General features: G+C 72.8%; 11 protein-coding genes. 8 read left to right on the top strand and 3 right to left on the bottom strand.

The genetic code is table 11. The features are described 5' to 3' along the window. The first annotated feature begins 99 nt into the window (after positions 1-99). The 3 genes from MTF65_RS15000 (at position 100) to MTF65_RS14990 (ending at position 3,053) form a co-directional block, all read left to right on the top strand. Positions 100-774 carry a DUF5819 family protein gene (locus tag MTF65_RS15000; protein ID WP_243629194.1) on the top strand — a complete coding sequence of 225 codons (675 nt, stop codon included), beginning with the start codon at positions 100-102 and terminating at the stop codon, positions 772-774. Further along, positions 759-1,961: an HTTM domain-containing protein gene (locus tag MTF65_RS14995; RefSeq protein ID WP_243629193.1), complete on the top strand. Its 1,203-nt coding sequence runs from the start codon at positions 759-761 to the stop codon at positions 1,959-1,961. The genes MTF65_RS15000 and MTF65_RS14995 overlap by 16 nt, the downstream gene beginning before the upstream one ends. A 333-nt stretch (positions 1,962-2,294) precedes the next feature. Beyond that, positions 2,295-3,053: an RNA methyltransferase gene (locus tag MTF65_RS14990; protein WP_243629192.1), complete on the top strand. Its 759-nt coding sequence runs from the start codon at positions 2,295-2,297 to the stop codon at positions 3,051-3,053. On the opposite strand, the gene paaN is transcribed toward MTF65_RS14990, so the two are convergent. Next, positions 3,054-4,736 carry a phenylacetic acid degradation protein PaaN gene (gene paaN, locus MTF65_RS14985; RefSeq protein ID WP_243629191.1) on the bottom strand — a complete coding sequence of 561 codons (1,683 nt, stop codon included), beginning with the start codon at positions 4,734-4,736 and terminating at the stop codon, positions 3,054-3,056. It lies immediately after the preceding gene. A gap of 167 nt (positions 4,737-4,903) precedes the next feature. On the opposite strand from paaN, the gene MTF65_RS14980 reads away from it, so the two are divergent. Beyond that, positions 4,904-6,421, top strand: a complete 1,518-nt coding sequence (locus MTF65_RS14980; protein ID WP_243629190.1) for a 3-hydroxyacyl-CoA dehydrogenase — start codon at positions 4,904-4,906, stop codon at positions 6,419-6,421. Further along, positions 6,418-7,017, top strand: coding sequence for a TetR/AcrR family transcriptional regulator (locus MTF65_RS14975; protein ID WP_243629189.1), 600 nt, complete (start codon positions 6,418-6,420; stop codon positions 7,015-7,017). The genes MTF65_RS14980 and MTF65_RS14975 overlap by 4 nt, the downstream gene beginning before the upstream one ends. A 66-nt stretch (positions 7,018-7,083) precedes the next feature. Here MTF65_RS14975 and MTF65_RS14970 read toward each other — a convergent pair whose 3' ends face one another. Further along, on the bottom strand, positions 7,084-7,602 hold the full coding sequence (locus MTF65_RS14970; protein WP_243629188.1) for an Lrp/AsnC family transcriptional regulator: 519 nt from the start codon (positions 7,600-7,602) through the stop codon (positions 7,084-7,086). A gap of 179 nt (positions 7,603-7,781) precedes the next feature. Here MTF65_RS14970 and pdhA point away from each other — a divergent pair, with 179 nt between their 5' ends. From pdhA to MTF65_RS14955, 3 genes are read left to right on the top strand one after another with little or no spacing between them, the layout of a single operon-like run. Then, on the top strand, positions 7,782-8,918 hold the full coding sequence (gene pdhA, locus MTF65_RS14965; RefSeq protein WP_243629187.1) for a pyruvate dehydrogenase (acetyl-transferring) E1 component subunit alpha: 1,137 nt from the start codon (positions 7,782-7,784) through the stop codon (positions 8,916-8,918). Positions 8,919-8,956: 38 nt separating this feature from the next. Next, the gene (locus tag MTF65_RS14960; RefSeq protein ID WP_243629409.1) at positions 8,957-9,925 is read left to right on the top strand and encodes an alpha-ketoacid dehydrogenase subunit beta; all 969 of its coding nucleotides are present in this window, start codon (positions 8,957-8,959) and stop codon (positions 9,923-9,925) included. After that, entirely contained in the window at positions 9,925-11,280 is a 1,356-nt protein-coding gene (locus MTF65_RS14955; RefSeq protein ID WP_243629186.1) for a dihydrolipoamide acetyltransferase family protein, read from the top strand. Before MTF65_RS14960 ends, MTF65_RS14955 begins: the two co-directional genes overlap by 1 nt. A 235-nt stretch (positions 11,281-11,515) precedes the next feature. Here MTF65_RS14955 and MTF65_RS14950 read toward each other — a convergent pair whose 3' ends face one another. Further along, positions 11,516-12,493: an NAD(P)H-quinone oxidoreductase gene (locus tag MTF65_RS14950; protein WP_243629185.1), complete on the bottom strand. Its 978-nt coding sequence runs from the start codon at positions 12,491-12,493 to the stop codon at positions 11,516-11,518. Positions 12,494-12,513: the final 20 nt, after the last annotated feature.

Genomic DNA, 12,513 nt, shown 5'->3' with positions numbered 1-12,513 from the left:
GACCGATCGTTCGGTTCGTGCTCTTCAATGGTGAGTCGGCGGCCCGTAGGGTGTCAACCTCTGTGGTCAACCCTGTGGATAACGGATGAGCGGGGCGGGATGGACGCGAACGAGCGCGAGCGTGCGGAAGAGGGCCTTCCAGCCGGCGCTCCGCCGTCGCCCCGGGCGCCCGGAATCGCCGGTCTGTCCACCCCGTACCGGGTCGTCACGGCCCTCGCCCTGGGCGTGGTGGCCGTCGCTGCCTGCTGGCACCTGGCACTCGTCTTCCTGCACGTCGCCCCGTCCAACACCCTGAGCAAGCGGTACTCGGCGGCCGTCGACGGCTGGATCTATCCCGAGTTCGAACAGAACTGGAAGCTCTTCGCGCCCAACCCGCTCCAGCAGAACATCGCGGTCGAGGCACGCGCGCAGGTACGGACGGACGCCGGCGAGCTGGTCACCTCCGACTGGCGGGACCTGTCCGCCGAGGACGCGGCCGCCATCCGGCACAGCCTGCTGCCGAGCCACACGGAGCAGAACGAGCTCCGCAGGGCCTGGGACTTCTACGCCGGCTCCCACGACGATGACAACAAGCCGGGCGGCGAGCGTGGCGAGCTCTCGGAGCGGTACCTGCTGAGGATCGCGGTGAACAGGCTGGCTCCGGCCCACCGGGACGGCCGGATCGTACGGATCCAGCTGCGCTCGGCGACGAGGGCGGTGGCCGCGCCGGAGTGGTCGACGGAGCGGACCGACACGCAGACCTACTACCGGGAGCTGCCGTGGTGGACGGTGTGAGCGCGGTCGGGCGGGTGCGGGCGGCCGCCGGGCGGGGGCTGGCGAAGGTCAGCGGGCAGGCGCTGGGCCCGTACCAGAGCGCGGTGGTCCGCATAGGTTTCGCCGCGACCTGGCTGTTCTTCCTGCTGCGGGAGTTCCCGCACCGCCGCGAGCTGTACGGGCCCGACGGGCCGTGGAGCTGGGAGCTGGCGGAGCGGCTGACGGCCTCGAACGAGGCGTTCACGGTGCTGATGTGGTCGGACTCCACGCTGTGGTTCGAGACCGTCTACGCCGTGTCCGTGGCGGCGAGCGTGCTGCTGATGCTGGGCTGGCGGACGCGGGCGATGTCCGTGGTGTTCATGGTCGGGGTGCTGTCGCTGCAGAACCGCAGTGTGTTCATGGGGGACGGCGGGGACAACGTCATCCACCTGATGGCGATCTACCTGGTGCTGACGCGGTGCGGGCAGGTGTGGTCGCTGGACGCGCGGCGGGCGCGGGCGTCCGGGCCGGCGGCTACGTCGGCGGGGGCGGCGGGGCCGGTGCTGTGGGGTGTGCTGGGCGCGGTGTGCGCGTACGGGGCGGTGGCCGGGCGGTTCACGACCGGGTGGCTGGTGGCCTTCGCGGCGGGGTGGGTGGTGCTGGGGCTGTGGTGGGCGGTCGACCGGTTCGAACCGGAGGGTGAGGGGCGGGCGGTACTCGACGTCCTGGCGAACCTGCTGCACAACGCGGGGATGCTGGTGATCATGGCGGAGGTGTGCCTGATCTACGCGACGGCGGGGTGGTACAAGATCCAGGGGTCGCGGTGGCAGGACGGGACCGCGCTGTACTACCCGCTGAAGCTGGACTACTTCGCCCCGTGGCCGGGGCTGTCGGGCGTGCTGGTGGGCAGCGGGGTGGTGGTGATGCTGCTGTCGTACGGGACAGTCGCGGTGCAGGTGGCGTTTCCGTTCACGCTGTTCAACCGGCGGCTCAAGAACGTGCTGCTGGCGGTGATGATGCTGGAGCACGCGGGGATCGCGGTGTTGTTGGGGTTGCCGTTCTTTTCGATGGCGATGATCGCCGCCGATGCGGTGTTTTTGCCGACCGGGTTTTTGGTGTGGGCCGGTGCCGTGGTGGTGGGGCGGAGGCGGGTCGTGGCGCCGGGCGCGCCGGTGGCTGGTCCGGTGGCCGGTTCTCCGGAGCCCAGCCCCGCCGCTGCTCCGCGCTGACCAGTCGCGGGCCGGCTCCCCTGCGGGGGGCCTCTCCCCGCCCCGCCCTTCCTCCGTTCCCCGGGGCGCCGCCCCGGACCCCGCGCCTCAAGCGCCGGCGGGGCTGGAGATGCGGGCTCCGCCCGGGACCCGCGCCTCAAGCGCCGGCGGGGCTGGAGATGCGGGCGCCGCCCGGGACCCGCGCCTCAAACGCCGGCGGGGCTGGAGATGCGGGCGCCGGCGGGCTGGAGAGGTGAATGCCGGGGGGCTGGAGATGCGGGCTCCGCCTCGGAGCCGCGCCTCAAGTGACGGCGGGGCTGAAAAGGCGGGCGGGGGCGGGGCTAGGGTCGCGGTATGAGTGAGTACCAGGGGGTTCAGGAGAACGCGCGGCGGTGGCGGGAGGCTGTTGGGCGGGGGGATCTCGTGCTGCTCGACGGGTTTCACGCGCTGAAGCACGCGCTGCGGTTCGGGGCCGACGTGCGGGCGGTCATCGCCGATGACCCCGATGCCGTACGGGCGCTCGCCGCCGAGCTGGCGCCGGATGTGGAGGGGGACGTGGCGCGGCTGGTCGGCAAGGCGGAGCTGCGCGCGCTGCTGGCCCGGGTGCATCCCACCGGGGTCGCGGCCCTCGCGGTACGGCCCGACCGGGCCGAGGGGCGGGCCCGGCTGGACCGGCGGCCCCGGACCGCGCCCGTCGTCGTGCTCGACAACCCCCGCAACCTCGGCAATGTCGGCGCCGTCGTCCGGCTCGCCGCCGGCTTCGGCGCGACCGGCGTGGTGACCCGCGGCGACCTCGACCCCTGGCACCCGAACGTGGTCCGGGCCGGGGCCGGGCTGCACTACGCCACCACCGTGGACCGGGTGGAGATCGACACCCTCCCCGCCGGGCCGCTGTACGCGCTCGACCCGGAGGGTGAGGACATCCGCGCCCTCACCCTCCCGGACGACGCCCTGCTCGCCTTCGGCTCGGAACGCCACGGCATCTCGCCCGAGCTGCGCGCCCGCGCCGATCACCTGGTGTCCCTGCCGATGCGGCCACAGGTCTCCAGCTACAACCTGGCGACGAGCGTCGCGATGGCGCTGTTCCACTGGGGTGGGCCCCACCAGGACTGACTAGGCCTGGCGGCGGACCTCCACCACGCGGAAGCGGTTCGAGACGAACGCGCCGTCGCACAGTGCCGCGTTCGCCGCCGGGTTGCCGCCCGAGCCGTGGAAGTCCGAGAAGGCCGCGGTCTGGTTGACGTAGACCCCGCCGGTCAGGTTCAGCGACAGCTGCGCCGACTCCTCCAGGCAGACCTCCTCGATCGCCCGCTCGGTGTCCGGGGAGGTGGTGTAGGCGCCTACCGTCATCGCGCCCTTGTCGCGGACCGTGCGGCGCAGGAGGTCCAACGCGTCCGCCGTGGAGTCCACGGCCACCGCGAAGGAGACCGGGCCGAAGCACTCCGAGAGGTACGGCGCCTCCGGGTCCGGCTTGGCGGCGTCCAGCTTGACCAGCACCGGAGTGCGGACGACCGCGTCGGGGAATTCGGGGTTGACCACTTCGCGGGACGGGAGCGCGACCTCGCCCAGACCGGCCGCGGCCTCCAGGCGGGCCTTCACGGCCGGGTTGACCAGCGCGCCGAGCAGGGCGTTGGCCCGGGCGTCATCGCCCAGCAGGCCCCCGACCGAGGCGGCGAGATCGGAGACGACCTCGTCGTACGTCTTGTGGCCGGCGTCCGTCTCGATGCCGTCGCGCGGGATCAGCAGGTTCTGCGGGGTGGTGCACATCTGGCCGCTGTACAGGGACAGCGAGAAGGCCAGGTTGGAGAGCATGCCCTTGTAGTTGCCCGTGGAGTCGATGACGACGGTGTTGACGCCGGCCTTCTCCGTGTACACCTGCGCCTGGCGGGCGTTGGTCTCCAGCCAGTCGCCGAACTCCGTGGACCCGGTGTAGTCGATCAGCTTGATCTCGGGGCGGACCGCGAGGGTCTTGGCGATGCCCTCGCCCGCCCGCTCCACGGCCAGCGCGACCAGGTTCGGGTCGAAGCCCGCCTCGGCGAGGACCTCGCGCGCCACCCGCACGGTCAGCGCGAGCGGGAGTACGGCGCGCGGGTGGGGCTTGACCAGCACCGCGTTGCCCGTGGCCAGGGAGGCGAACAGGCCGGGGTAGCCGTTCCACGTCGGGAAGGTGTTGCAGCCGATCATCAGCGAGATGCCGCGCGGGACCGCCGTGAAGCTCTTGCCCAGCTCCAGCGGCTCCTTCTTGCCCTGCGGCTTGGACCAGTCGGCCTGGCCCGGGACCCGGGTCTGCTCCTCGTACGCGTAGGCCACGGCCTCCAGGCCGCGGTCCTGCGCGTGGGGGCCGCCCGCCTGGAACGCCATCATGAACGCCTGGCCGCTGGTGTGCATGACCGCGTGCGCGAACTCGTGGGTGCGGGCGGAGATGCGGGCCAGGATTTCGATGCAGACCAGGGCGCGCGCCTCGGGCCCGGCGTCGCGCCAGGAGGCCATGCCCGCCTTCATCGCGGGCAGCAGTACGTCCGGGTCCACGTGCGGGTACTCGATGCCCAGCTCCGGGCCGAACGGGGACACCTCGGCGCCGGCCCAGCCGTCGGTGCCGGGCTGCCCGAGGTCGAACCGGGTGCCGCGCAACGCCTCGAAGGCGGCGAGGCCGTCGGCCGGGGCGGTCTCCCCGTAGGCCTTGGGGTGCTCGGGGTGCGGGGACCAGTAGGCGCGGCTGCGCAGGGCGGCCAGGGCCTGGTCCAGGGTGGGCCGGTGCTTGGCGGACAGCTGGGGGACGGTGAGCGCGGCGGCCATCAGGGACCAACTCCTCGTTGAGCCGGGCAAGATCAGGCTGGTTCGCAGACTGAGATCAGGCAGGGGCGGGTGAAGAAGAGCAGACTGGAGTTAGAGTAACCGAACGATCGGTCGGGACAAGAGGGCCCGGCAGACCTGTGGATAAGTCGGTGCGGGAGGATCGGGTCATGACAGCAATCGAGCGGTCCCGCACAGTGGCGGTCATCGGCGCCGGCACCATGGGGCAGGGCATCGCCCAGGTCGCCCTCCTCGCAGGTCACCGCGTGCTGATCTACGACATCAGCCCCGCTCTCGCCGCCGACGGCGTCGGCCTCGTACGGGACCGGGTCGAGCGGATGGCCGCCAAGGGGCGCCTCGACCGCGCCGAGGCGGAGGACGCGATCGGCCGGATCGACTCGGCCGGGGAGCTGGAGGACCTCGCGGACGCCGCCCTCGTCATCGAGGCCGTCGTCGAGGACGCCACTGTCAAGCGCGCGCTCTTCGCCGCACTCGAAGAGGTGGTTTCGCCGGACGCGCTCCTGGCCACCAACACCTCCTCCCTCTCCGTCACCGAGCTCGCCGCCGGTCTCGCGCACCCCGGCCGCTTCCTCGGCCTGCACTTCTTCAACCCGGCCCCGCTGCTCCCGCTGGTCGAGGTGGTCAGCGGGTTCGCGACCGACCGGGCCGCCGCCGACCGCGCGTACGGCACCGTCCTCGGCTGGGGGAAGACGCCCGTCCGCTGCGCCGACACCCCCGGCTTCATCGTCAACCGGATCGCCCGCCCCTTCTACGCCGAGGCCTTCTCGGTGTACGAGGAGCAGGGCGCCGACCCGGCCACCATCGACGCCGTGCTCCGCGAGAGCGGCGGCTTCAAGATGGGCCCGTTCCAGCTGACCGACCTGATCGGGCAGGACGTGAACGAGGCGGTCACCCGCTCCGTCTGGGACTCGTTCTTCCGGAGCCCGAAGTTCACGCCGTCCCTCGCGCAGCGCCGGCTGGTCCAGTCGGGCCGGCTCGGCCGCAAGTCGGGGCACGGCTGGTTCCCGTACGGCCCGGACGCGCGGGTGCCCGGCCCGCACACCGCGGGTCCCGAGGACGCCCCGGCCAAGGTCACCGTCGTCGGCGACCTCGGTCCGGCCGCGGGCCTGGTCGAGCTCCTGGAGGAGGCCGGGATCGCCGTGACGGCCACCGAGCACGGCGGCCCGTACATCCAGCTGCCCGGGGAGGGCCAGCTCGTCCTCGCCGACGGCAAGACCTCGATCGAGTTCGCGGACGTCGTCTACTTCGACCTCGCGCTCGACTACCGCGGTGCCACCCGCATCGCGCTCTCGGCCAGTGAGGACACCAGCGAGCGGACCCTCTCCGAGGCCGTCGGGCTCTTCCAGAAGCTCGGCAAGAACGTCTCGGTCATCGGAGACGTCCCCGGCATGATCGTCGCCCGGACGGTCGCGATGCTGATCGACCTCACCGCCGACGCCGTCGCGCGCGGGGTGGCGTCCGCAGAGGACATCGACACCGCGATGCGGCTCGGCGTCAACTACCCGCTGGGGCCGGCCGAATGGCACGACCGGCTCGGCCGCGACTGGGCGTACGACCTGCTGCACCACCTGGACGAGCGCTGCCCGGGCGGCCGTTACGCGCCCTCGCTGGCGCTGTTCAAGCTGGGTTACGCGGCCGGGGACGACGAGGGGGACGAAACGGAATGACCACCGCCAGGCGGGACACGTACACCCCGGAGACGCTGCTGACCGTAGCGGTCCAGGTCTTCAACGAGCGCGGCTACGACGGCACGTCGATGGAGCACCTCTCCAAGGCCGCGGGCATCTCCAAGTCCTCGATCTACCACCACGTGGCGGGCAAGGAGGAGCTGCTGCGGCGCGCGGTCAGCCGGGCGCTGGACGGGCTCTTCGCCGTCCTGGAGGAGCCGGGCGCGATACGCGGCCGGCCGGTCGAGCGGGTCGAGTACGTCACCCGGCGCACGGTCGAGGTACTGCTCACCGAGCTGCCGTACGTCACGCTGCTGCTGCGGGTGCGCGGCAACACCCGTACCGAGCGCTGGGCGCTGGAGCGGCGCCGCGAGTTCGACCACCAGGTGGCGGACCTCCTGAAGGCCGCCGCCGCCGACGGGGACCTGCGGGCGGACGTGGACATCCGGCTCGCCACGCGACTGCTGTTCGGCATGGTGAACTCGCTGGTCGAGTGGTACCGGCCGCACCCCGGCGCGGATCACGACGCGGATCACGGCCAGCTCGCGGACGCGGTGGTCCACATGGCGTTCGACGGGCTGCGCACCGCGCCGTAGCCTCCTTCCCCCTGGAGCCCCTGCCCGGAGCCCCTGCCCTGGGGCCCGTCCCGCCCCCCGGACGGCCTACTGCTCCTCCGCGATCGGTGGGGCGCCGCCCGGGCCCGGGGCCAGGAGATCCGTTTCCTCGAACACCAGCAGCGTGCGCGTGGACAGCACCTCCGGAATGGCCTGGAGGCGGGTCAGGACCAGCTCCCGCAAGGTCCGGTTGTCCGGGGTGTGCACCAGCAGGAGGACATCGAAGTCCCCGCTGACCAGCGCGATGTGGGCCGCGCCCGGAAGCTCGCGGAGCTTTTCCCGGACCGTCCGCCAGGAGTTCTGGACGATCTTCAGCGTGATGTACGCCGATGCGCCCTGACCTGCTCTTTCGTGGTTGACCCGGGCCGTGAAGCCCCGGATGACCCCGTCGTCGATCAGCCGGTTGATCCGGGCGTAGGCGTTCGCCCGCGACACGTGCACCTGCTCCGCCACCGACCGTATCGACGCACGGCCGTCCGCCTGGAGCAGGCGCATGATCGACCGGTCGATCGGGTCGAGCGGCCGGGCCGGTGCGGATCCCGCCGCGGCCATTTGTTCATCCGGCATTGCCCACTGCCTCCCTCTCCTGGACGTCCTGCATCCATCCCACGGTCCCGGCGCCACTTTGTCCACAGCCTGGAGCCGCCTGTAGCCAAATTGCGTAAACAACCGAACAATCGGTTGGTGAGGGGCCTCACACCCGAGGTGCTCCCCTGCCCGCTTCCCATGAGGAGGTGTACGCCGCCATGACGGTCCAAGAGCTGCCTGGTGCCGGTGCGTCCCACCGATCGACCCCGCCGCCCGCCTGGAGGCCCCGTATGGATGCCGCCCCGCTGCTCCCGGACCCCGAGCCGTACCGGGTGCTGGGCACGGCGGCGGCCGACAAGCTCGACCCGGAGCTGATGCGCCGGTGCTACGCCGAGCTGGTCCGCGGCCGCCGCTACAACGCCCAGGCCACCGCGCTGACCCGGCAGGGCCGCCTCGCCGTGTACCCCTCGACGGTCGGGCAGGAGGCCTGCGAGATCGCGGCCGCGCTGGTCCTGGAGGACCAGGACTGGCTCTTCCCGTCCTACCGCGACACCCTCGCGGCCGTGGCGCGCGGGCTGGACCCCGTACAGGCCCTGACGCTGCTGCGCGGCGACTGGCACACCGGGTACGACCCGCGGGAGCACCGGATAGCCCCGCTGTCCACCCCGCTCGCCACCCAGCTGCCGCACGCGGTGGGACTGGCGCACGCGGCCCGGCTGCGCGGGGACGACGTGGTCGCCCTGGCCATGGTCGGCGACGGCGGCACCAGCGAGGGCGACTTCCACGAGGCGCTGAACTTCGCGGCCGTCTGGCAGGCCCCCGTGGTCTTCCTCGTCCAGAACAACGGCTTCGCGATCTCCGTCCCGCTCGCCAAGCAGACCGCCGCCCCGACGCTGGCCCACAAGGCCGTCGGGTACGGGATGCCGGGCCGGCTGGTCGACGGGAACGACGTGGCCGCCATGCACGAGGTGCTGTCCGAGGCGGTCCAGCGGGCCCGCTCGGGCGGCGGTCCGACCCTGATCGAGGCGATCACGTACCGCGTCGAGGCCCACACCAACGCCGACGACGCGACCCGCTACCGCGGTGACGCCGAGGTCGAGGCGTGGAAGGCGCACGACCCGGTGGAGCTGCTGGAGCGCGAGCTCACGACGCGCGGTCTGCTGGACGAGGCGGACATCCGGGCCGCCAAGGACGCGGCCGAGGTGATGGCGGCGTCGCTGCGCGAGCGGATGAACGCCGAACCGGTGCTGAACCCGATGGACCTGTTCGGACACGTCTACGCGGAGCAGACCGGCCGGCTGCGCGAACAGGCGGAGATGCTGCGCGCCGAGCTCGAAGCGGAGGAGCAGTCTTGAGCACGGTGGCGGTGAAGCCGGTCGCCAAGCCGGCGACGATGGCGCAGGCGCTGGGCCGCGCGATGCGTGACGCGATGGCGGAGGACCCGACGGTCCACGTCATGGGCGAGGACGTCGGAACGCTGGGCGGGGTCTTCCGGATCACGGACGGTCTCGCGAAGGAGTTCGGCGACGACCGCTGTACGGACACCCCGCTCGCGGAGGCCGGGATCCTCGGCGCCGCGGTCGGCATGGCCATGTACGGGCTGCGGCCGGTGGTCGAGATGCAGTTCGACGCGTTCGCGTACCCGGCGTTCGAGCAGCTGATCTCGCACGTGGCGAAGATGCGGAACCGGACGCGGGGCGCGATGCCGCTGCCGATCACCATCCGGGTGCCGTACGGCGGCGGGATCGGCGGCGTCGAGCACCACAGCGACTCCTCCGAGGCGTACTACGTGGCCACGCCCGGGCTGCATGTGGTGACCCCCGCGACGGTGGAGGACGCCTACGGGCTGCTCCGCGCGTCGATCGCGAGCGACGACCCGGTGGTGTTCCTGGAGCCGAAGCGGCTCTACTGGTCGAAGGCGGACTGGAACCCGGAAAGCCCCGCCGTCGTGCCGGGGATCGGCAAGGCGCTGGTCCGCCGGGCGGGCACGGGCGCGACGCTGATCACGTACGGGCCCTCGCTGCCGGTGTGCCTGGAGGCGGCCGAGGCGGCGCGCGAGGAGGGCTGGGACCTGGAGGTCGTGGACCTGCGCTCGCTCGTCCCCTTCGACGAGGAGACGGTCGTCCAGTCCGTACGCCGGACCGGGCGCGCGGTGGTGGTCCACGAGGCCGGAGGCTTCGGCGGGCCGGGCGCGGAGATCGCCGCACGCGTGTCGGAGCGGTGCTTCCACCACCTGGAGGCGCCGGTGCTGCGGGTGACGGGCTTCGACATCCCGTATCCGCCGCCGATGCTGGAGAAGCACCATCTGCCCAGTGTGGACCGGATCCTGGACACCGTGGCCCGCCTGCAGTGGGAGAACTGATGCCGCAGGTACTGGAATTCAAGCTGCCGGACCTCGGGGAAGGACTGACCGAGGCCGAGATCGTCCGCTGGCTGGTGGCGGTGGGCGATGTGGTCGAGGTCGACCAGCCGGTCGTCGAGGTCGAGACGGCCAAGGCGATGGTGGAGGTTCCGTGCCCCTACGGCGGTGTGGTCACCGCCCGTTTCGGGGAGGAGGGCACGGAACTTCCCGTCGGCGCCCCGCTGATCACCGTGGCGGTGGGGTCGGCGCCGGGGGCGGGGACGCAGCCGCAGCCGGAAGCGGAGCCGGCGGGGTCGGGGAACGTGCTGGTCGGTTACGGCACGGACCATTCGCGGCCGGCGCGGCGCAAGCGGGTCTCCCGTCCTGCGGCTGCCGCTGTGCCGGTGGCTGCTGCGGCTCCGGTGGCTGCGGCTCCGGTGGCTGCTGCTCCCGCTGCTCCCGTGGCTGGTGCTGCTCCCGTGGCTGCCGCGGCGCCCGTACGGGACGCCGGGCCGGTGCCGGTGATCTCGCCGCTCGTGCGGAAGCTGGCCCGGGACAACGGGGTGGACCTGCGCGCGCTGCACGGGTCGGGCCCCGAGGGGCTGATCCTGCGGGCGGACGTGGAGGCGGCGCTCCGCGCGCCCGTCGCGGCCGTACCGGTCGCGGCGTCCGTGGCCGCGCCGGAGGGTGCGACCCGGATTCCCCTCAAGGGGCTTCGCGGGGCCGTGGCCGAGAAGCTGTCGCGCAGCCGGCGGGAGATCCCGGAAGCCACCTGCTGGGTCGACGCGGACGCCACGGAGCTGATGGCGGCCCGGGCGGCGATGAACGCCGTGGGCGGACCCAAGATCTCGGTACTCGCGCTGCTGGCCCGGATCTGCACGGCCGCGCTCGCCCGCTACCCGGAGCTGAACTCCACGGTGGACCTGGCGGCGAACGAGATCGTCCGGCTCCCGGCGGTGCATCTGGGCTTCGCCGCGCAGACCGAGCGGGGCCTGGTGGTCCCTGTGGTCCGGGACGCGCAGACGCGCAACCCCGAGTCGCTATCCGCCGAGTTCGGACGGCTGACGGAGCTCGCCCGGACCGGCAAGCTGTCCCCGGCCGACCTGACGGGCGGCACGTTCACCCTGAACAACTACGGGGTGTTCGGGGTCGACGGCTCCACGCCGATCATCAACCACCCCGAGGCCGCGATGCTGGGGGTGGGCCGGATCGTCGACAAGCCGTGGGTCCACGAGGGGCAGCTGGCGGTCCGCAAGGTCGTCCAGCTCTCGCTGACCTTCGACCACCGGGTGTGCGACGGCGGCACGGCGGGTGGCTTCCTCCGCTACGTGGCCGACTGCGTCGAATCCCCGGCGGTGCTCCTGCGCAGCCTGTAGCCGTCCGGCGGGGAGCAGGGGCGCTGCGCGGGCTTCTCCCCGCCCCGCCCCTTCCCGAAACCGGGCACCGCCCGGACCCCGCGCCTCAAACGCCGGCGAGGCTGGATCTTTCAGCCTCGCCGGCGTTTGAGGCGCGGGGTCTGGGGCGGAGCCCCAGCAGCAGGCCCGCGGGTCAACGAGGCGGCAGCAGCGGCGGGGTCCACGCCGCATGGCGGCGAGACGGCCCCCGCCGCCCTCAGGTGGTGAGCAGCAGCTTGCCCACGTGCGTGCTCGACTCCATGACCCGGTGCGCCTCGGCCGCCTCCCGCATCGGGAACGAGGCGTGCACGACCGGGCGGACCAGGCCCGCCGACACCAGGGGCCACACGTGCTCGCGTACCGCCGCCACGATGGCGGCCTTCTCGTCCAGCGGCCGGGCCCGCAGCGAGGTCGCGGTGATCGCCGCCCGCTTGGCCAGCAGCGCGGCCAGGTTCAGCTCCCCCTTCACCCCGCCCTGGAGACCGATCACCGCGAGCCGCCCGTTCACGGCCAGCGCGTCCAGGTTCCGCCCGAGGTACTTCGCGCCCATGATGTCCAGGATCACGTCCGCCCCCGCGCCGCCCGTCGCGGCCTTGAGCTCCTCGACGAAGTCCTGCTCGCGGTAGTCGATCAGGATGTCCGCGCCCAGCTCCTCGCAGCGCGCCAGCTTCTCCGGGCCGCCCGCCGTCACGGCGACCTTCGCGCCGACCGCCTTGGCCAGCTGGATCGCCATCGTGCCGATGCCGCTGGACCCGCCGTGCACCAGCACGGTCTCGCCCGGACGCAGGTGCGCGACCATGAACACGTTCGACCAGACCGTGCACACCACCTCGGGCAGCGCGGCCGCCGTCACCAGGTCCACGCCCGCCGGGACCGGCAGCAGCTGGCCCGCCGGGACGGCCACCCGCTCCGCGTACCCGCCGCCGCCCAGCAGCGCGCACACCTCGTCGCCGACCGCCCAGCCGGACACGCCGGGGCCGATCGCGGCGATCCGGCCCGAGCACTCCAGTCCGGGATAACGCGAGGCGCCGGGCGGCGGATCGTAGAACCCCTGCCGCTGAAGGAGGTCGGCGCGGTTCACGGCGCTCGCCACGACCTCGACGACCACCTCGCCCTCGCCCGCCACCGGATCGGGTACCTCGGCCCAGACGAGGGCCTCGGGGCCGCCGGGCTGCTCGATGGTGATTGCATGCATGGCCCGGACGCTACGCGAAC

Origin of the sequence: Streptomyces sp. APSN-46.1 (genome assembly GCF_022815725.1) — a bacterium.
In the GTDB taxonomy this organism is placed as follows: domain Bacteria; phylum Actinomycetota; class Actinomycetes; order Streptomycetales; family Streptomycetaceae; genus Streptomyces.
The sequence above is the reverse complement of the archived record's forward strand: the minus strand, read 5'-3'. Positions and strand labels throughout refer to the sequence as shown.

What these genes read in the sequence shown, in the direction of transcription:
- MTF65_RS15000 (WP_243629194.1), top strand. Translation starts at nt 100, where the DNA reads ATGGACGCGAACGAGCGCGAGCGTGCGGAAGAGGGCCTTCCAGCCGGC.
- MTF65_RS14990 (WP_243629192.1), top strand. Translation starts at nt 2,295, where the DNA reads ATGAGTGAGTACCAGGGGGTTCAGGAGAACGCGCGGCGGTGGCGGGAG.
- paaN (WP_243629191.1), bottom strand. Translation starts at nt 4,736, where the DNA reads ATGGCCGCCGCGCTCACCGTCCCCCAGCTGTCCGCCAAGCACCGGCCC.
- MTF65_RS14980 (WP_243629190.1), top strand. Translation starts at nt 4,904, where the DNA reads ATGACAGCAATCGAGCGGTCCCGCACAGTGGCGGTCATCGGCGCCGGC.
- MTF65_RS14975 (WP_243629189.1), top strand. Translation starts at nt 6,418, where the DNA reads ATGACCACCGCCAGGCGGGACACGTACACCCCGGAGACGCTGCTGACC.
- MTF65_RS14970 (WP_243629188.1), bottom strand. Translation starts at nt 7,602, where the DNA reads ATGCCGGATGAACAAATGGCCGCGGCGGGATCCGCACCGGCCCGGCCG.
- pdhA (WP_243629187.1), top strand. Translation starts at nt 7,782, where the DNA reads ATGACGGTCCAAGAGCTGCCTGGTGCCGGTGCGTCCCACCGATCGACC.
- MTF65_RS14960 (WP_243629409.1), top strand. Translation starts at nt 8,957, where the DNA reads ATGGCGCAGGCGCTGGGCCGCGCGATGCGTGACGCGATGGCGGAGGAC.
- MTF65_RS14955 (WP_243629186.1), top strand. Translation starts at nt 9,925, where the DNA reads ATGCCGCAGGTACTGGAATTCAAGCTGCCGGACCTCGGGGAAGGACTG.
- MTF65_RS14950 (WP_243629185.1), bottom strand. Translation starts at nt 12,493, where the DNA reads ATGCATGCAATCACCATCGAGCAGCCCGGCGGCCCCGAGGCCCTCGTC.